Genomic DNA, 16857 nt, shown 5'->3' with positions numbered 1-16857 from the left:
CTCCACGGGCGGGGCGTCACGGACGGGGCTCCACGGGAGCGGACGCCGCGGGCTGGGCTCCACGGGAGCGGACGCCGCGGGCGGGGCGTCACCGGGGGCTCACCCATGTGAGGCACGTCACCTGCGAGGTGTCACGCGCGCGTACATCTCACCGCGTCACGCGTCACCCGTCACCCGTCACGCGTCCCCGTAGGCCTCGCCGCCGAGTTCGAAGGAGGCCGTGCCCGCCGTGGCGTCGGCGAGCCAGCCGCGGAAGGCGGGGACGTCCGCGTCGGGGAGACCGATCTCGATCGTGACGGCGTCGGCGTACCGCACCTCGCGGACGGTGCGGCCGGTGGCCCGCAGGTCGTTCTCCAGCTTGCCGGCGCGCTGGTGGTCGACGGTGACGGTGGCGAGCCGGAAGCGCTGCCGGGTGATGGTGCCGAGGGCGTCGAGCGCCTCGCCGACCACCCCGCCGTACGCGCGGATCAGGCCGCCCGCGCCGAGCTTCACGCCGCCGTAGTAGCGGGTGACGACGGCGGCGACGTACCGCATCTCGCGGCGCAGCAGCATCTGGAGCATGGGGACGCCGGCGGTGCCGCCGGGCTCGCCGTCGTCGCTCGCCTTCTGCACGGAGGCGTCGGCGCCGAGGACGTACGCGAAGCAGTTGTGGGTGGCGGTCGGGTGCTCCCTGCGGATCCGGGCGACGAACTCCTGCGCCTCCCGCTCGTCGGCGACGGGTGCGAGCGCGCAGAGGAAGCGCGAGCGGTTGATCTCGGTCTCGTGCACGCCCTCACGGGCCAGAGTGCGGTACTGCTCCTGCATCCGACCAGCCTACGTTCCGCCGGGCCCGGCCTGATCGGCAAGGCACTCCCTAGGGGAGATCTCAGGGCCGCGCGGTGGCGCGGGCGGGAATCACGGCTCGGCGCGGCTCGTTCCACTCGCAGACGGGCCGCGCCGACGAAAGGCAGCAGAAGCGATGAGCACAGACACCACGACCACGGACCCCGCCGCGTACTCCGCGTCGGAGACGGTGCGGCGGATCCTGACGTCCACGGGCGACACCTGGGCGGTGGTCGGCCTCTCGTCGAACCGGGCCCGTGCCGCGTACGGGGTGGCGGCCGTCCTCCAGCGCTTCGGGAAGCGGATCGTGCCGGTGCACCCGAAGGCGGAGACGGTCCACGGCGAGCAGGGGTACGCCTCGCTGGCCGACATCCCTTTCCCGGTGGACGTCGTGGACGTCTTCGTGAACAGCGAGCTGGCGGGGGCCGTCGCCGACGAGGCCGTCGCGATCGGCGCGAAGGCGGTCTGGTTCCAGTTGGACGTCATCGACGAGGACGCGTTCGCCCGCACCCGTGAGGCCGGGCTCGACATGGTCATGGACCGCTGCCCCGCGATCGAGATACCCCGCCTGGGCTGAGCCGCAGGCCGGGTCCTGGGCGGGGCGCTCGATCCCGTCCTCACCCGACGGTCGGCCCCGTCCTCACCCGACGGGGACGCCGAGGCCCTCCAGGACGACGGCGCCGGGGAGTTGGGCGAAGGCCTTGCCGGGGAGGATGAGCTTGCCCCGGCGGCGGCCGCTGCCGATGAGGACCCACTCGGTGTCGACGACGGCGGCGTCGACGAGCAGGGGCCAGTCGGCCGGGAGGCCGACGGGGGTGATCCCGCCGTACTCCATGCCGGTCTCGCCGGTCGCCGTGTCCATCGGCGCGAACGATGCCTTGCGGGCGCCGAGGTGCTTGCGGACGAGGCCGTTGACGTCGACCCGGGTCGCCGACTTCACGAGGCACGCGGCGAGTGTGGTCGTCTCGCCGCGCCTGCCCGCGACGACCACGCAGTTCGCGGACGCGTCGAGGAGGTCGGGCCCGTGGTGCTCGACGAAGACGGCCGTGTCGGCGATGGCCGGGTCGGTGTCCACGTACAGCACCTGGTCGGCCGCGACGGGCCCCGTCCAGGCGCGGACGGCGGCGGCGACGGGGGCGGTCAGGAGGTCGAGGCAGTCGGGGGCGGGCCGGGCGTCTTCGAAGTCTCCGATGGGTGCGCGCATACGCCTCACGCTAACAACCGCCGCCCGGGGAAAGGGCATCCGTCTCAGCGTACGGGCGGGATGGAGACGGCCATCGTCATCTCGACCGGCTCGTCGCCGTCGTTGCGGTAGGCGTGCGCGACGTTGGCCTCGAAGACGGCGGAGGTGCCGGCGGGCAGCGGGTGGTCCTCGCCCTCCACGACGAGGGTGAGCGTCCCGGCGGTGACGTGCAGCAGCTCGACCGTGCCCTCCGGGTGCGGGTCGGAGGCGCTGCCGTCGCCCGGCATGAGGGTCCAGGACCACAGCTCCAGCGGGCCGCGGGCCTCGGTGCCGACCAGGAGGGTGGTGTGGCTGCCGGTGGAGGTGGACCACATCCGGACGGCCTGGCCGGGCGGGACGAGCCGGACCTGGGGGCCCTGCTCGTAGTCGAGGAGGGTCGTGATGGAGACGCCGAGGGCGTCGGCCAGTTTCACGGTGGTGCCGACGCTGGGGTTGGTCCGGGCCTGCTCGATCTGGATGATCATGCCGCGGCTGACGCCCGCGCGGGCGGCGAGCGCGTCCAGGGTGAGTCCCCGCTCCTTGCGCCAGCGCTTCAGGTTCCGGGCGAGCGACTGCGTGAGCTGGTCGAGGTCCGACACATTCCGTCCAATATTCTGGATGACAGAGTTCAACAGACTGAACTACGGTGGGGTGCGCCCGATTGTTCACTGCACTGTACTGCCGCACGCCGCTCACGCACGCCCTTGCGAGGATCCATGACCGCCCTGTTCGCCCTGGCCACCAGCCTTCTGTGGGGCCTCGCCGACTTCGGTGGCGGGCTCCTCACCCGCCGGATCCCCGCCCTCACCGTCGTCGTGGTCTCCCAGACCCTCGCGGTCCTCGTCCTCGGCTCGATCGTCCTCGCGACCGGCGCCTGGACCGAGGCGGGACCCCAGCTCTGGTACGCGGTCGGGGCGGGCGTCGTCGGCCCTGCGGCCATGCTCGCCTTCTACAAGGCGCTCGCGCTCGGCCCCATGGGGGTGGTCTCGCCGCTCGGCTCCCTCGGCGTCTTCGTCCCCGTCTCCGTCGGCCTCCTCGTCGGCGACCGGCCGGGACTGCTCCAGTTCGCCGGGATCGCGGTGGCGATCCTCGGCGTGGTGCTCGCGGGCGGACCGGAGCTGCGCGGGGCGCCCGTCCAGCGCCAGGCGGTCCTGCTGACCCTGATCGCGGCGTTCGGCTTCGGCTCGGTGATGACGCTCATCGCCGAGGCGTCCACGACCGTCACGGGCCTGTTCCTCGCCCTGTTCGTCCAGCGCGTCACCAACGTCCTGGTCGGTGGCGGAGCCCTGTACGCCTCGGTGAGGCGTGGCGGCCGCGCGCTTCCGGAGGGCGGCGCCGGGGTCGTCCGCGCCGCGCTCCCGGCCCTCGCCTTCGTGGGCCTCGCAGACGTCGCCGCCAACGGCACGTACGCGATCGCCGCACAGCAGGGCCCGGTCACCGTCGCCGCCGTCCTCGCCAGCCTCTACCCGGTCGTCACGGCCCTCGCGGCCCGCGGCGTCCTCAAGGAACGGCTCCGCACGGTCCAGGCGGCGGGCGCGGGCCTCGCCCTGGTGGGCACGGTCCTCCTGGCGACGGGCTAGCCGCCACCGCCGGCCGTTCACCCCTCGCCGGTCAGGACGGCACGGACTCGGACGACTGCGCGCGCTGCGCCTCCCAGACGGCCAGCGCCGCGAGCTGCTCCGGGGTGACGTGTTCCGGGATCGGCACCGGGGCGGGCGTACGGATCGGCGGCTGCCAGCCCTTCTCCGGATCCCAGCTGCGGACGACCCTGGCCGGCGCGCCCGCGACCACCGAGTGGTCGGGAACCTCGCCGCGCACGATCGCGCCCGCCGCGACCACCACGTTCCGGCCGAGGCGCGCGCCCGGGAGGATCACCGAGCCCGTGCCGAGCCAGCAGCCGGGACCTATGGAGACGGGTGCCGAGCGGGGCCACTGGCGGCCGACGGGCTCGTCCGGGTCGTCGTAGCTGTGATTGGTCGAGGTGATGTAGACGTACGGGCCGCAGTACGTGTCCGAGCCGATCGTCACCTTCGCGTCGGCGATGACGTGGCTGCCGCGCCCGAGGACGACTCCGTCGCCCAGCGTCAGGACCGTGTCGGTCCCGAGGTCGAGGTCCGGCAGCATCCCGGCCGTGAGCGTGACCTGTTCGGCGATGATGCAGCACTCGCCGATCTCGATCCACGGCTCGCCGAAGACCGTGCCCTGCGGGAACGCCAGCCGGGTCCCTGCGCCAAGGCGGCGGAACCGCAGCTTCCCGGGGTGCTCGGCGGTGACGGAGCCCGCCTGCTGCACCCAGCGCCAGCCGCCCTGCACGGCACGGGCGAGGACCCTGCGCCGCCAGGCGGCGAGGGATGAGAACGTGTTTCTGTTCCTGGGCACCCGGCCACCGTAGTCGGAGCCGTCGTACCTGATCACTGCGGTGCGCTGTGATGTCCGTCATGAGCACGGCATAGGCTGCGCACGGGGGCACCCCCGGGCGTGACACGACGGCTGCGGATCCCGGGATCCGACGATCAGGAGCGAACCATGACAGAGGCGTTGATCAAGGGAGTGGGCGGCAAGGAGCCGCAGATCGATCCGACCGCCTTCACCGCCCCGACCTCCGTGGTGCTCGGCGAGGTCACGCTCGGCGCCCGCGCCAGCATCTGGTACCACGCGGTGCTGCGGGCGGACTGCGGTCCGATCGCGATCGGCGAGGACTCCAACATCCAGGACAACTGCACGGTCCACGTCGACCCCGGCTTCCCCGTCTCGATCGGGGACCGGGTGACCGTCGGCCACAACGCGACCGTGCACGGCTGCGTGATCGAGGACGACGTACTCGTCGGCATGGGCGCGACCGTCCTCAACGGGGCCCGGATCGGCGCCGGCTCGCTCGTCGCCGCCCAGGCGCTCGTCCCGCAGGGGATGGAGATCCCGCCGGGCTCGCTGGTCGCCGGCGTTCCCGCCAAGGTGCGCCGCCCGCTGACCGGCGAGGAGAAGGCGGGGATCCAGCTGAACGCCGAGATGTACCTGCTGCTCGCCAAGGGCCACGCCGAGGCCTTCGAGGACTGATGCGCGGGGCCGGGATCGCGGCCCGGCGCCAGGACTGAGGCCCTGCACCACGAGCCCCGCGCCCACGACCGCGGTCCGATACGGAGCGGAGGGCGGCACCCGTCCCGGGTGCCGCCCTCCGTCGTACGCGTACGGTCCGCGCTCAGTCCGTCGCGGGGACCGGCTCCGGCTCCGCGGCCTCGGCCCGCTGCGCCGCCGCCTTCTTGGCGCGGTTCTTGACGACCAGCATCGAGGCGATGCCGATCAGGACGGCGAGGACGAGGCCCAGCCAGGAGAAGCGCTTGAGCCAGGCCTCGGCGACGACGCCGACCGTGTAGATGACGGCCGTGGTGCCGCCAGCCCACAGGACGCCGCCCAGGACGTTGGCGATGAGGAACTTCCAGTACGGCATGCGCAGCACACCGGCGAGCGGCCCCGCGAAGATGCGCAGGAGGGCGATGAAGCGGCCGAAGAAGACGGCCCACATGCCCCACTTCTGGAAGGAGCTCTCGGCGAGGCCGATGTTGGCCTCGCTGAAGTGCTTGGGGAACTTCCCGCCCAGCCAGGCGAGCAGCGGCCGTCCGCCCTTGCGGCCGATCGCGTATCCGATCGAGTCGCCGATGATCGCGCCGGCGGTGGCGCAGGCGCCGAGGACGTACGGGTCGATGTGGCCGTGCTGCGAGGCGAGCAGCGCCGAGCTCACGAGCACGATCTCGCCGGGCAGCGGGATGCCCAGGCTCTCCACCCCGATCACCACCGCCACGAGGACGTAGACGGCGACCGCGGGGATCGTCTCCAGCCATTCCTGCACGTGCAACGCGGTACCTCCCGTGACGACCGACCAGGTGTGCACCGCGTCGGGCACACCTGGGCAGCGTACCGGCTCCGATGTGTCCGGCCTCGACACGCCGGGGTGAGGGCATTGTCACCCGCCCGGGAGGCAACCCGGGGGCGAGCCGGCGGGTCGGGCGCCGGGCACGGCCTTCGAACGGCGGTGTCGTAAGCCCCGGTCAAGATCCCGCCGAGCCGCGAACGGCTCGTCAACTCACAAGGGGGAAGCACCAGATGCTCAAGCAGATCACGCGCGTGGTCGCCGCGCTGGCGATCACGGCGGCCGCCACGGTCACGACCGCGGGCCAGGCCGTCGCCCGCAGCGAACCCACGGGAACCTTCTGCTACCAGGCGCACGTGCAGAACATCGGCTGGCAGGACTGGCGCTGCGACGGGGAGTGGGCGGGCACCACCGGCCGCGCCCTCGCCGTCGAGGCCGTCCGGTTCCACGTGCAGCCGGGCAGCTCCATCCGGTTCTGCGCCAGGGCGCACCGCGCGAACTACGGCTGGGACGACCGCCAGGTGTGCGTGAACGGCTCCCACACGACCGACCAGATCGGTATCGACGGGGTGAACGTCGCGATGGAGGCGATCATGTTCGCCAGCTCGCCCACGATGAACGCCGACGCCCACATCAGGAACGACGGCTGGCAGGGCGGCGCCGCCTACGTCGGCGCGAGCGAATTCAACACGCTGCCCAACTACATGATCGGCACCACGGGCCGCGGCCTGCCGATCGAGGCGTTCTGGTTCCAGGTCGCGTGACGCGTGTGGCCCCCGCTCCGGCGAGGGGCGGGGGCCACGGTGCGCACGCCGCGAGTCACTACGCCTTGTCGTGGGGGCGCAGGGTCCACAGGACGGTCATCTCGCCGGTCACGGCGCCGTCCTCGCGGGTGATGTCGATCCGCACCGGGAACTCCGGCCGCTGTCCGGCGTCGAGGTCGGCGACGACCTCGGCGGCGGGCCGGCCGAGGGTGGCGGTGGCCGTGACGACGCCCATGGCCAGCTTCTTGTAGCCGATCTCGGCCTTGACGGCGAGCGGGACCGCGCGGCTCAGCTGGTCGCCGAAGGCGGCGAGCACGATGGCGCCGCTGGCGGACTCGGCCAGGGTGAACATCGCTCCGGCGTGCGGGCCGCCGACGTGGTTGTGGTAGGCGGGCTGGTCCGGGAGGCGCACGACGGCGCGCTCGGCGGTGGTCTCCAGGAACTCCAGGTTCAGGGTTCCGGCCATGGGGACCGTGGCGGCGAGCATCTCGCCGACGGACATCTGGTCTGCGCTCATGGACCGTGATGTTACCCACGAGTAGCAGCCTTGGCCATCCCCCGGCCGCCCACCGGTCCGGGGGCGGGCGTGGTCGGGCGACCCGCGCACCTCTATGGTTACTGGCCATGTGGCCAGGACAGCAGCCGCCCGGGGGCGAGCAGAACCCGCAGGACCAGAGTCAGAACCCCTACCAGCAGTCGGGGTACCAGCAGCCGAACCCGTATCAGCAGCCGCCTACGCAGCCCGGGTACGCGCAGCAGCCGCCTACGCAGCCCGGCTACCCGCAGCAGCCGCCCACGCAGCCCGGCTATCCGCAGCAGGGGTACGGGCAGCAGCCGGGCTATCCCAATCCGTACCAGCAGCCGACCGTGCCGCAGCAGTACGCGGTGCCGGGCCCCGGACAGCCCGGTGGGCCCGACGGCGGCAAGAAGAGGCAGACGACGATCGTCGCGATCGTCGCCGCCACCGCCGTGGTCGTCGCGGCCGGAGTCACCGCCTTCCTCGTGCTCGGCAAGGACGACGACAAGAAGAACACCGCCGAGGACCCCAAGCCGTCCGCCTCCGCTTCCGTGGACCCCTCCTCCGCGCCCGCCCCGAGCCAGTCGTCCGGGATCGCCAACCCGCGCGACGGAGCGGCGCAGCAGCCGACGATCCCCGGCTGGAAGGTCGTCTACAACCCGAAGTACGGCACCCTCTTCGACGTGCCGCCGGAGTGGGAGGTCCTGAAGCCGGGCTCGATCACGTACTTCGAGGACGAGAAGAAGCACGACGGCAGTCCGCTGGTCACGATGTCCGGGCCCACGCGGCTCAAGGGCAAGTGGTGCACGTACGACGTCGACAAGAACGGCACCGAGGAGACCTGGGGCCTGGCCACCTCGGGCACCAAGGGCGGCCAGGGCGCCAAGGACACCGCGTCCCTCGCCCGTAGCGAGGCCGGCACCTGGGTGTGGGGCGGCTACGCGCAGCACATGCCGCAGAGCACCATCAAGATCACCAAGTCCGTGCCGTACACGACGGCGTCCGGTCTCACGGGCAGCCTGGCGACCGCCACGGCGCCCGGCGTGAAGAAGCGCAACAAGTGCGAGACGGACGGCAAGTCCATCGCCTTCTCCTTCAAGAACGCCGCCGGCGACTTCTCGACCTGGGTGCTCTACGGCGCCGACGGAGTCAAGGACGAGCTGCCCGACGCGACGGTCCGGAAGATCCTCTCCACAGTCCGGCTCGCCCCCTCCGAGTCCTGACCGACCGACCGCCGGGGCCGACGCGTCGGCCCCGGCGGTCGGTCTCCCCCTTCCGGTCTCGCGCGGTCGGTCCCGCCGGGTCGGTCCCGCGCGGTGACGGGCCGTCCGATATCCGGTTGGCAGTACGGGCGGCGGCCAGGGATAGTCCCGGGGTGACGTCACCCGCCGCCTCCCCCCTCCGGACACCGCCCCGCTCTCGCCGCCCCGAGTGGGCCGGCCGCAACTACCTGCTGCTCACCGCCGCCACGATCGTGACCAACCTCGGCACGCACGGCGCGCTGATCGCCACGACCTGGGCGGTCTTCGACTCCGGGGGCGACGCGGGCGACGTCGGCCTGGTGGCCATGGCGCGGTTCGCGCCGCTGGTCCTGTTCCTGCTCATCGGCGGCGCGGTGGCCGACCGGCTCCCCCGGCACCGGGTGATGGTCGCGGCCAACGCCCTCAACTGCGTCTCGCAGGCCGCGTTCGCCGTCCTCGTGCTCTCCGGCGAGGCCCGCATCTGGCAGATGATGGTGCTCACCGCGCTCTGCGGCACCGGCCAGGCCTTCTTCAACCCCGCGGCCGAGGGCATGCTCATGTCCAGCGTCAGCGGGGAGCAGGCGAGCCGCGCCTTCGCCGTCTTCCGGATGGCGATGCACGGCGCCGCCATCGGCGGGGCGGCGCTCGGCGGCGCGCTCGTCGCCTTCGTCGGACCGGGCTGGGTCCTCGCGATCGACGCCGTCGCCTTCGCCGTCGCGGGCGGCCTGCGCGCCTTCCTCGACGTCAGCGGCATCCCGGACCGCGCCCCCGGCGGCGGGCTCTTCGCGGATCTGCGGGAGGGCTGGCACGAGTTCGTCGGGCGGCCCTGGCTGTGGTCGATCGTCGCCCAGTTCTCCGTGGTGGTGGGGCTGATCGGCGCGGTCGAGTCGGTGTACGGACCGCTGGTCGCCCGGGACTCGCTGGGCGGCTCGCGCCCCTGGGGCATCGCGCTCGCCGCGTACGGCGCGGGGACGGTCGCGGGCGCCGTCCTGATGACCCGGTGGAAGCCGCGCCGGATGCTGTTCGTCGGGACCCTGTGCGTCTTCCCGATCGCGCTGCCCTCGGCCGCGCTCGCCGTGCCGCTGGACGCGGCGGGCCTGACGACGGCGATGTTCGTCAGCGGGGTGGCGATCGAGGTGTTCGGCGTCTCGTGGATGACGACCATGCACCAGGAGATCCCCGAGGAGAAGCTGTCCCGGGTGTCCGCGTACGACTGGTTCGGCTCGACCGCGCTGCTTCCGCTGTCCACGGCCCTCGCGGGCCCGGCGGAGAGTGCGTTCGGCCGGAGCGAGGCCCTGTGGGGCGCGGCGGCCCTGATGACCGTCGTCACCGCGCTCGTCCTCCTCGTGCCGGACGTACGGAACCTGACGCGGCGCCCGCACGGCAAGGAGGCCGCGGGCGGGCCTGCCACTGAGGCCCCCGCCGCCTCAGCCGATGCCGAAGGCGCCCTCCGGGGGAACGGGTGACGGGACGGCCCCGGCGTCGAGGACCGGTTCCGCGCCGCCGGTGAAGCGGACGAGGGTGTCCCCGTGCTCCACGCGCGCGGGGAAGGCGTCGGCCGCCGCGCGCCGCGCGAGGTGGGCGGTGTCGATCTCCCGGCCGGAGGCGACCAGGACCGCGTTCCCGAAGCGGCGGCCGCGCAGCACGGCCGGCTCGGCGACGAGCGCCAGCTCGGGGAAGACGGCGGCGAAGGTGGCGAGCTGGGACCGGAGGAACGGGAAGGGCGCCCCGTCGGCCAGGTTGGCGGCGTAGAGACCGCCGGGCCGCAGCACCCGCCGGACCTCGCGCGCGTACTCGACGGACGTGAGGTGCGCGGGCACGCGCGAGCCGCCGAAGACGTCGCCCACGACCAGATCGGCCGAGGCGTCCGGCGCCGCCTCCAGCCAGGCGCGGGCGTCCGCCCCGTGCACGGTCGTCCCCGAGCCCCCGGGCAGCGGCAGGTGCTCCTCGACCAGGGCGAGGAGACCCAGATCGGCCTCGACGACGTCCTGACGCGAGCCGGGCCGGGTGACGGCGACGTACCGGGGCAGCGAGAGCGCCCCGCCGCCCAGGTGGAGGACGTCGAGGGGCGCGCCGGGCTCGGCGGCGCCGTCGACGACATGGGCGAGGCGCCGCGCGTACTCGAACTCCAGGTACGCCGGATCGTCCAGGTCGACGTACGACTGGGGCGCACCGTCGACCGTCAGGAGCCAGGCCCGCTCCCGGTCCACATCGGGCATGAGGCGCGCGGTGCCCTGGTCGACCTCGCGGATGACGGGGATCTGCTCGTTCACGCTCTCATTGTCGCCCGGTTCGGCAGGCGGCTTGTCACTCGGCCCGTCTGCCGGCCCGCGGCTCTGCTCCTCACCCGCCCCACACGGCTGCGACGGCCGCGGCGTGGGAGGCGGCCTGGGCGCGGCCCGCGCGGGCCGCGGCCGCCCGGTGGGCGGGGTCGAGGGCGTTGCGGCCGATGGCCTTGCGGGAGGCCTCGTCGGGAGTGATCACCTCGACGCGCGCCCCGGCGGCGGCGAGGTCGGCGCCCTGCCGGGCCGGGGAGAGCACGACCTTGCTGCCACGGGCGCTGGGGGCGATGACGACGACCCGGTCGTGGCCGGCGGCGAGGTGGGCGTTGGCCGTGGAGTGGATGCCGCCGTCGATCCAGCGGCGCCCGCCGATCGTCGCCGGGGGCCAGACGCCGGGGATGGCGCAGCTCGCGGTGACGGCGTCGACCAGCGGGACGCCGCTGTCCTCGTCGTACGCGGTGAGCTCGCCGCTCTCGGCGTCGACCGCGGTGACGAGCAGCGGCCGGGCGGGCCATTCGGTGGCCCGGCCGAGCCGCCGGGCGACGGTCTCGCGGCGGTCCGCCTCGGCGACGGTGGAGGCGGCGAGGGCGAGCCGGCCGAGCCTGCGGCCGTACTCCTCGGGGGTGCGGGAGCGGAGGACGGCGACGGCGTACCGGAGGATCGTCGGGAGCCCGAGCCGTGCGGCGGGCTCGGTGGCCTCGCCGTCGAGCTGCTGCTCGTACAGGGCGTCGAGCCCGCCACGGCCGGAGGAGAGCCGTGCCGCGACGACCGCCCCCGCGGAGCTGCCGACGATCAGATCGGCGCCGGTCAGATCGGTCCCGGCGTCGACCAGCCCCCGCAGCACCCCGATCTCCCACCCCGCTCCGACGAGCCCACCGGCCCCGAGCACCAGCGCCGTCCGCTTCCCCGTCCGCTTCCCGATCTGCGTCATGTGCCGAGTCTGGCGCAGCAGTTGACGGGTCCGGCGACCGGGGTGGGGGTCAGAGGTTCTTGAGTGCCTCGCGCACGGAGAGGGGGGAGAGGCGGGAGCCGTGGGCGGCGACGAAGGCGCGGACCTCGGCGGGGGCCGTCTTGCCGTACTCGCGCAGACTCCAGCCGATGGCCTTGCGGATGAAGAAGTCGGGGTGGGCCGAGCGGCGCAGGCAGTAGGCGAAGAGCCGGTCGGCGTCGGTGGCGTCCTTGTAGCAGAGCTGGTGGAGGAGGGCGGTGCGGGCGACCCACAGGTCCTCGTCGTCGATCCACGCGTCCATGGCGGAGGCGAGGGCGGGATCGGCCGCCACCAGGCCGCCGACGACGTGGGCGGCGAGGTGGTCGACGGTGTCCCACCAGGAGACGGTGGTGACGAGCCGGCGGGCGATCGGCAGGAAGTCCGAGGAGCAGCGCTTCACGTGCCGGCGCAGGTAGTCGACGGCGAAGTAGTGGTACTCGCGCTCGGGCAGGGCGAAGCAGCGCAGGGCGATCGCGGCGCAGTCGGTCTCGTCGGGGCGCGGGGTGCCGTCGAGGACCGTGCGGGACAGCGCCCGCCGTTCGGGGGTCCGTACGCCGAGGAAGGGGGCGACACCCTTCATGTACGCGACCATCTCCTGCGCCCGGAAGGGGTTCGCCGCCGCCGGGTAGACCGTGGTGAGCCGGTCGAGGACGGTGTCGGCGAGGGCGCTCGCGGGTGGTGCGGTGTCGGTCATGGTGCCTCTCTGTCTCGGTGTGCCGCGGGGCGCGCCCGGTCGGACATGACGCACATTACGGCGCTCCTACAAAGGTGTCCGTTACTCTCCCCGAATGCTCGCTCCCGTCCCCCGGCCGCCGGGCTCCCTCGCCGTCCGCTGCTCCCGGACCCTGCTCTCCCCCCGCTCGCGGCTCTCGCTGCTCGCTCTGCTGCTGCTCACGGCGGGCACCCTGGTGGTGCTGTACGAGCCGCAGCGGATGCTCTCCTCGGGCTGGCCGTCGCAGTCGGGCGGCGCCGGGGCGGTGCTGCTGTTCGGTCTCGCGTACGGGGTGTGCGCGGCGGCGTTCGTACCGCGTCCGGTGCTCAATCTGGCGGCGGGCGCGCTCTTCGGTTCCGCGGCCGGTCTGACGGGGGCGCTCGCGGGGACGGTGCTCGGGGCGGGGATCGCGTTCACCCTCGGCCGGGTCCTGGGGCAGGACGCGCTGCGGCCGCTGGTGCGGGGCCGGTGGCTGACGGCGGCGGACGGGCAGCTGAGCCGGCACGGGTTCCGTTCGATGCTGGCGATCCGGCTGTTCCCCGGGGTGCCGTTCGCGGCGGCCAACTACTGCGCGGCGGTCTCCCGGATGCGATACGTGCCGTTCCTCCTGGCGACGGCGCTCGGCTCCCTGCCGAACACGGCGGCGTACGTGGTGGCGGGCGCCCAGGCCGGTTCGCCGGGCTCGCCGGCGTTCCTCTTCTCGGCGGGGTTCATCGTCCTGTCGGGCCTCGGCGCGGCGGTGGTGGCGTGGCGCAAGCGGCACGGCCTGCGGGCCGCCGTCCCGGCCCCCGAGCCGAAGCGGGAGCCGGTCCTCAAGTAGCGGCCACGGGCCTCACCATAGGCTTGTCATCTTGTACCTGTACGCTGCGCACGACCTTCTGACCGCACACGTACAAACGGGACGGCCCTAGCCCCATGAGTTGGTTCGAATCGTTCATCCTCGGACTCGTCCAGGGGCTGACGGAGTTCCTTCCCATCTCCTCCAGCGCGCACCTCCGCCTCACCGCGGCCTTCGCCGGCTGGGAGGATCCGGGCGCGGCCTTCACCGCGATCACCCAGATAGGCACCGAGACCGCGGTCCTGATCTACTTCCGCAAGGACATCGGCCGGATCGTCTCCGCCTGGTTCCGCTCCCTCACGGACAAGTCGATGCGCTCCGACCACGACGCCCAGATGGGCTGGCTGGTGATCGTCGGCTCCATTCCGATCGGCGTCCTCGGCGTGACGCTCAAGGACCAGATCGAGGGGCCGTTCCGCGATCTGCGGCTGACGGCCACCACGCTGATCGTCATGGGCATCGTCCTCGGCATCGCCGACCGGCTCGCCGCCCGCGACGAGATCGGCGGCCGGCACCGGGCCGCGCGCGAGCGCAAGACGCTCAAGGACCTCGGGGTGAAGGACGGCCTGATCTACGGCGTGTGCCAGGCGATGGCCCTGATTCCGGGCGTCTCCCGCTCGGGCGCGACGATCTCCGGCGGTCTGCTCATGGGCTACACCCGCGAGGCCGCCGCCCGCTACTCCTTCCTGCTCGCCATCCCGGCCGTGATCGCCTCCGGCGGGATGGAGCTGAAGGACGCCGCCTCGGACGGCAGCGTCTCCTGGGGCCCGACGATCTTCGCCACGATCATCGCCTTCGCCGTCGGCTACGCGGTGATCGCCTGGTTCATGAAGTTCATCAGCACGAAGTCCTTCATGCCGTTCGTCTACTACCGGATCGCACTGGGCATCCTGCTGTTCGTCCTGGTCGGCGCGGACGTCCTGAGCCCGCACGCGGGCGAGTCCGCCGGCTGACGCTGCCGGCGAATCCGGGCCTCGCGCGTGACGTCGGCCTTCACGACCTGGTTGTGGTCGTGAAGGCCGACGTCGTCTTCGGGGAGGGCGTCCGCGTCTTTGCGCGTGGCGGAGCCGGGGTCGCCCATCAGATCTGACACGGTCTGGCAGCCGTGCGACGGTGGATACGGGACCGCGGCCCCGAGCACGCGTGTCGCCGCCTCGTGAGGGGTCCCCGCTGACCGTCGTGATCAGCTCCTGGAGGACGCATCATGCGGGCGAGCGACAGAACACCGGGCATGCCTCGGGACGCGCGCGCGACACGGCGGGGTGGGGCGGGGGCCCGCGGGCGGCCCGGCCGAAAGGCGGCCGAGCGGGGTGCTCGGCGCGCCAGGCGGGCGACCGAGTGGGGCAGGGCGAAGTACGCGGGGTCGTGGGCCGAGGACCTGTGGCGACGGCTGGACGCGTTCGACTTCCTCAACCAGGCCATGCTGCTGGCGGCCACGCTCCTGCTGTGCGCGGTCCCGTTCATGCTCATCACATCCGCCCTGGCCGGACGGTCGGCGGTGTCGGGGCTGTCGCTCCGGCTGGGACTCAACAGGCAGGCCGCCGCCGACATGGGTGACCTGTTCACCTCCGGCGCGGCGACCTCGGCGGCGGTGACCGGCCTGTCCTGGGTGTTCTTCGTCCTGAGCGGGCTCGCCGTCGCCGGTTCGCTGCAGAGGCTGTACCAGCAGATGTTCCAGCTCCGTACTCGTGGGGCGCGGGACCGGCTGCGGGCGGTGGTCTGGCTGGCCGCGGTCGTGGGCTGGACCGCCCTGGGCACCGCCGCCGGGACGGGCTTCCACGAGAAGGCGCCGGTCCTGTGGTGGATCGTCAACGCCCCCACATTCGTCGTGTTCTGGTGGTTCACGATGTGGCTCCTGCTGGCGGGGCGCGTCGCCTGGCGCAGGCTGTTGCCGTGCGCGGTGGCCACCGGTTCGTTCTGGATCGGCATGCTGATCGTCTTCCACTTCGTCTTCTCCGGCATGGTCACCGACTACGACGAGAAGTACGGGCCGATCGGCGTGGTCTTCGCCCTCATGTCGTTCTTCATCGCGATCGGGGTGGTGATCACCCTGGGCGCGGCCACGGGCATGATGTGGCAGGACCGCCAGATCTCCTTCCGGGCGGCGCTCACGAAGATGAGGCGGTCGTCGTGACTGCCGGAAACGGCGGGGTGGCCCAGGACCGGGCCGGCCCCTCGGTCCGAAGGACCGTCCGGGTCGTGGCCCGTGCGGTCGGCTCGGCCACCGTCCTGGTGACCCTGTACTACCTGCCGCCCCTGGACCACTCGTCCACGGCGGTCACCCTCACCACGCTCCTCGTCGGGCCGGCGGGGTTCGTCGCACCGGTCGCCGCCCGGGTCCGCTCGATCCTCCGGTCCCCGCACCCGGGTCTGCGGGCCGTCGAGGGTCTGGCCACCGGCATCCCGTACTTCCTGCTGCTGTTCGCCGCCGGCTACGCCGCGCCGGCCGCGCTGTCGCCCGGAAGCTTCGGCGAGCCGCTGTCCCACAGCGACGCGCTCTCCTTCACCGTCACGGTGTTCTCCACCGCCGGATTCGGTGACATCACCGCCGAGACCGAGGCCGCGCGGCTGGTCGTCACCGTCCAGATGCTCGCCGACCTGGTGGTCCTCGGCCTCGCCCTCAAGATCATCGTGGGTGCGGTCCGCCGGGGCCGGCAGCGCAGGGCCGATACGCACCGTACTCAGACCGGAGGCCACGGACGATGACGACGAACGGGTCCAGCAGGCGGGAGCCGCCTGCCCACAGGGGGCACCGGAGCACCCTCCGAGCAGTGGCGTTCGTCGACCACGTGCGCGCGGACGGGGTCGTGGTCCGGTGGGAATCGCGGCGTCACCGCAAGCACCAGCGGCCCGCCGCCGGGTCGACCTGGTGGGCGCCCGCCGCCCGCGGCTGGTGGATCGCGGTGCTGTTCGCCATCGGGTCGCTGCTGTTCGCCGTCGGCTCGGTGCCCGGCTACACCGAGGCGGTCGGGGCGCACTGGGACACGGTCACGTACTTCGTCGGATCGCTGTTCTTCACCGCGGCGTCGTACCTCACCTACCGCGAGGCGGTCGACGCGGCCCCGCCGGCGCTCAACCCCGCGCGTCGGCGGCTCCTCGTCTACCAGCCACGACGGATCGACTGGTGGGCCACCGCGATCCAGCTGGTCGGCACCCTGTACTTCAACGTCAGCACCGGCGTCGCCATGGGAAGCAACCTGTCCGCGACCACCGCCCACCAGCACATCTGGCGCCCCGATGCCATCGGCTCGGTGTGCTTCCTCGTCGCGAGTCTCCTCGCCTGGTACGAGACCTGTCACGGCTGGACCGCCTGGCGGCCGGCGTCGTGGGCGTGGTGGATCACCCTGGCCAACCTCGTCGGGTCCGTGGCCTTCGGCATCTCCGCCGTGGCCGGCTACATCGACCCGGTCACCGGCCAGGTGCACAACGCGACCGAAGCCAACACGACGACCTTGATCGGCGCGGTCTGCTTCCTCATCGGCTCCGTGCTGCTCCTGCCCGAACGCACCGAGGAAATCCGCGACCAGGCAGCCTCACCTGGAGCGACGTCGTCCCGGGTCCCCGGGGAGCGATGAGGGCGACCACGGCTCCGGGGGCGGTCGGCAA

The 16857-nt window shown here is 72.9% G+C and carries 20 protein-coding genes; 11 read left to right on the top strand and 9 right to left on the bottom strand.

All coding sequences use genetic code 11. The features are described from left to right. Positions 1 to 177: 177 nt before the first annotated feature. Entirely contained in the window at positions 178 to 804 is a 627-nt protein-coding gene (locus tag ACFYX3_RS30930) for a YigZ family protein (RefSeq protein WP_389020323.1), read from the bottom strand. Between the two features lie 154 nt (positions 805 to 958). Here ACFYX3_RS30930 and ACFYX3_RS30925 point away from each other — a divergent pair, with 154 nt between their 5' ends. After that, the gene (locus ACFYX3_RS30925) at positions 959 to 1399 is read left to right on the top strand and encodes a CoA-binding protein (RefSeq protein WP_382658244.1); all 441 of its coding nucleotides are present in this window, start codon (positions 959 to 961) and stop codon (positions 1397 to 1399) included. A gap of 63 nt (positions 1400 to 1462) precedes the next feature. Here ACFYX3_RS30925 and ACFYX3_RS30920 read toward each other — a convergent pair whose 3' ends face one another. Both ACFYX3_RS30920 and ACFYX3_RS30915 read right to left on the bottom strand, forming a co-directional pair. Beyond that, on the bottom strand, positions 1463 to 2026 hold the full coding sequence (locus ACFYX3_RS30920) for a YbaK/EbsC family protein (RefSeq protein ID WP_389020320.1): 564 nt from the start codon (positions 2024 to 2026) through the stop codon (positions 1463 to 1465). A gap of 44 nt (positions 2027 to 2070) precedes the next feature. Beyond that, positions 2071 to 2643: a helix-turn-helix domain-containing protein gene (locus ACFYX3_RS30915; RefSeq protein WP_389020317.1), complete on the bottom strand. Its 573-nt coding sequence runs from the start codon at positions 2641 to 2643 to the stop codon at positions 2071 to 2073. Between the two features lie 117 nt (positions 2644 to 2760). On the opposite strand from ACFYX3_RS30915, the gene ACFYX3_RS30910 reads away from it, so the two are divergent. Next, positions 2761 to 3624 (top strand): EamA family transporter, encoded by an 864-nt coding sequence (locus tag ACFYX3_RS30910; protein WP_389020314.1) that lies wholly within the window; start codon positions 2761 to 2763, stop codon positions 3622 to 3624. Positions 3625 to 3655: 31 nt separating this feature from the next. Here ACFYX3_RS30910 and ACFYX3_RS30905 read toward each other — a convergent pair whose 3' ends face one another. Beyond that, on the bottom strand, positions 3656 to 4423 hold the full coding sequence (locus ACFYX3_RS30905; RefSeq protein ID WP_116165649.1) for an acyltransferase: 768 nt from the start codon (positions 4421 to 4423) through the stop codon (positions 3656 to 3658). Positions 4424 to 4570: 147 nt separating this feature from the next. Between ACFYX3_RS30905 and ACFYX3_RS30900 the strand changes: the two genes are divergently transcribed. Further along, entirely contained in the window at positions 4571 to 5098 is a 528-nt protein-coding gene (locus ACFYX3_RS30900) for a gamma carbonic anhydrase family protein (protein WP_389020311.1), read from the top strand. A 142-nt stretch (positions 5099 to 5240) separates the two neighbouring features. Here ACFYX3_RS30900 and ACFYX3_RS30895 read toward each other — a convergent pair whose 3' ends face one another. Next, positions 5241 to 5894: a DedA family protein gene (locus tag ACFYX3_RS30895; RefSeq protein WP_389020642.1), complete on the bottom strand. Its 654-nt coding sequence runs from the start codon at positions 5892 to 5894 to the stop codon at positions 5241 to 5243. 248 nt (positions 5895 to 6142) lie between these two features. Between ACFYX3_RS30895 and ACFYX3_RS30890 the strand changes: the two genes are divergently transcribed. Next, complete coding sequence (locus tag ACFYX3_RS30890; protein WP_389020308.1) at positions 6143 to 6673, top strand: hypothetical protein; 531 nt, start codon at positions 6143 to 6145, stop codon at positions 6671 to 6673. Positions 6674 to 6731: 58 nt separating this feature from the next. On the opposite strand, the gene ACFYX3_RS30885 is transcribed toward ACFYX3_RS30890, so the two are convergent. After that, a complete protein-coding gene (locus ACFYX3_RS30885; protein ID WP_359519700.1) occupies positions 6732 to 7190 on the bottom strand; it encodes a DUF4442 domain-containing protein in 459 nt (152 codons plus the stop codon). A 107-nt stretch (positions 7191 to 7297) separates the two neighbouring features. Here ACFYX3_RS30885 and ACFYX3_RS30880 point away from each other — a divergent pair, with 107 nt between their 5' ends. Both ACFYX3_RS30880 and ACFYX3_RS30875 read left to right on the top strand, forming a co-directional pair. Beyond that, positions 7298 to 8413 carry a hypothetical protein gene (locus ACFYX3_RS30880; protein ID WP_389020303.1) on the top strand — a complete coding sequence of 372 codons (1116 nt, stop codon included), beginning with the start codon at positions 7298 to 7300 and terminating at the stop codon, positions 8411 to 8413. Between the two features lie 152 nt (positions 8414 to 8565). After that, entirely contained in the window at positions 8566 to 9897 is a 1332-nt protein-coding gene (locus tag ACFYX3_RS30875) for an MFS transporter (RefSeq protein ID WP_389020300.1), read from the top strand. Here ACFYX3_RS30875 and ACFYX3_RS30870 read toward each other — a convergent pair. The 3 genes from ACFYX3_RS30870 to ACFYX3_RS30860 all read right to left on the bottom strand — a co-directional run bounded on the left by ACFYX3_RS30870 (position 9859) and on the right by ACFYX3_RS30860 (position 12395). After that, positions 9859 to 10704, bottom strand: coding sequence for a spermidine synthase (locus ACFYX3_RS30870; RefSeq protein WP_389020296.1), 846 nt, complete (start codon positions 10702 to 10704; stop codon positions 9859 to 9861). The genes ACFYX3_RS30875 and ACFYX3_RS30870 overlap by 39 nt on opposite strands. Before the next feature lie 70 nt (positions 10705 to 10774). Beyond that, on the bottom strand, positions 10775 to 11644 hold the full coding sequence (locus ACFYX3_RS30865) for a patatin-like phospholipase family protein (RefSeq protein WP_389020293.1): 870 nt from the start codon (positions 11642 to 11644) through the stop codon (positions 10775 to 10777). Positions 11645 to 11693: 49 nt separating this feature from the next. After that, a complete protein-coding gene (locus ACFYX3_RS30860) occupies positions 11694 to 12395 on the bottom strand; it encodes a DNA alkylation repair protein (protein WP_389020289.1) in 702 nt (233 codons plus the stop codon). Positions 12396 to 12489: 94 nt separating this feature from the next. Here ACFYX3_RS30860 and ACFYX3_RS30855 point away from each other — a divergent pair, with 94 nt between their 5' ends. The 5 genes from ACFYX3_RS30855 to ACFYX3_RS30835 all read left to right on the top strand — a co-directional run bounded on the left by ACFYX3_RS30855 (position 12490) and on the right by ACFYX3_RS30835 (position 16826). After that, positions 12490 to 13233, top strand: a complete 744-nt coding sequence (locus tag ACFYX3_RS30855; protein WP_389020286.1) for a TVP38/TMEM64 family protein — start codon at positions 12490 to 12492, stop codon at positions 13231 to 13233. A 95-nt stretch (positions 13234 to 13328) separates the two neighbouring features. Next, the gene (locus ACFYX3_RS30850) at positions 13329 to 14204 is read left to right on the top strand and encodes an undecaprenyl-diphosphate phosphatase (protein WP_389020282.1); all 876 of its coding nucleotides are present in this window, start codon (positions 13329 to 13331) and stop codon (positions 14202 to 14204) included. 278 nt (positions 14205 to 14482) lie between these two features. Next, positions 14483 to 15385 carry a YhjD/YihY/BrkB family envelope integrity protein gene (locus tag ACFYX3_RS30845; protein ID WP_389020279.1) on the top strand — a complete coding sequence of 301 codons (903 nt, stop codon included), beginning with the start codon at positions 14483 to 14485 and terminating at the stop codon, positions 15383 to 15385. Then, positions 15382 to 15957 (top strand): potassium channel family protein, encoded by a 576-nt coding sequence (locus ACFYX3_RS30840; RefSeq protein WP_389020275.1) that lies wholly within the window; start codon positions 15382 to 15384, stop codon positions 15955 to 15957. Before ACFYX3_RS30845 ends, ACFYX3_RS30840 begins: the two co-directional genes overlap by 4 nt. A 65-nt stretch (positions 15958 to 16022) precedes the next feature. Continuing rightward, positions 16023 to 16826, top strand: coding sequence for a hypothetical protein (locus ACFYX3_RS30835; RefSeq protein ID WP_389020272.1), 804 nt, complete (start codon positions 16023 to 16025; stop codon positions 16824 to 16826). Positions 16827 to 16857 lie beyond the last annotated feature (31 nt).

This window comes from Streptomyces sp. NPDC002463 (assembly GCF_042889835.1).
GTDB lineage: Bacteria > Actinomycetota > Actinomycetes > Streptomycetales > Streptomycetaceae > Streptomyces > Streptomyces nymphaeiformis.
This window is presented reverse-complemented; position numbering and strand designations above follow the sequence as displayed.

Excerpts from the sequence above, each read along its gene's own strand:
- ACFYX3_RS30860 (WP_389020289.1), bottom strand. The coding sequence starts at position 12,395 with ATGACCGACACCGCACCACCCGCGAGCGCCCTCGCCGACACCGTCCTC.
- ACFYX3_RS30930 (WP_389020323.1), bottom strand. The coding sequence starts at position 804 with ATGCAGGAGCAGTACCGCACTCTGGCCCGTGAGGGCGTGCACGAGACC.
- ACFYX3_RS30850 (WP_389020282.1), top strand. The coding sequence starts at position 13,329 with ATGAGTTGGTTCGAATCGTTCATCCTCGGACTCGTCCAGGGGCTGACG.
- ACFYX3_RS30920 (WP_389020320.1), bottom strand. The coding sequence starts at position 2,026 with ATGCGCGCACCCATCGGAGACTTCGAAGACGCCCGGCCCGCCCCCGAC.
- ACFYX3_RS30865 (WP_389020293.1), bottom strand. The coding sequence starts at position 11,644 with ATGACGCAGATCGGGAAGCGGACGGGGAAGCGGACGGCGCTGGTGCTC.
- ACFYX3_RS30885 (WP_359519700.1), bottom strand. The coding sequence starts at position 7,190 with ATGAGCGCAGACCAGATGTCCGTCGGCGAGATGCTCGCCGCCACGGTC.
- ACFYX3_RS30900 (WP_389020311.1), top strand. The coding sequence starts at position 4,571 with ATGACAGAGGCGTTGATCAAGGGAGTGGGCGGCAAGGAGCCGCAGATC.
- ACFYX3_RS30880 (WP_389020303.1), top strand. The coding sequence starts at position 7,298 with ATGTGGCCAGGACAGCAGCCGCCCGGGGGCGAGCAGAACCCGCAGGAC.
- ACFYX3_RS30845 (WP_389020279.1), top strand. The coding sequence starts at position 14,483 with ATGCCTCGGGACGCGCGCGCGACACGGCGGGGTGGGGCGGGGGCCCGC.
- ACFYX3_RS30910 (WP_389020314.1), top strand. The coding sequence starts at position 2,761 with ATGACCGCCCTGTTCGCCCTGGCCACCAGCCTTCTGTGGGGCCTCGCC.
- ACFYX3_RS30925 (WP_382658244.1), top strand. The coding sequence starts at position 959 with ATGAGCACAGACACCACGACCACGGACCCCGCCGCGTACTCCGCGTCG.
- ACFYX3_RS30855 (WP_389020286.1), top strand. The coding sequence starts at position 12,490 with ATGCTCGCTCCCGTCCCCCGGCCGCCGGGCTCCCTCGCCGTCCGCTGC.
- ACFYX3_RS30890 (WP_389020308.1), top strand. The coding sequence starts at position 6,143 with ATGCTCAAGCAGATCACGCGCGTGGTCGCCGCGCTGGCGATCACGGCG.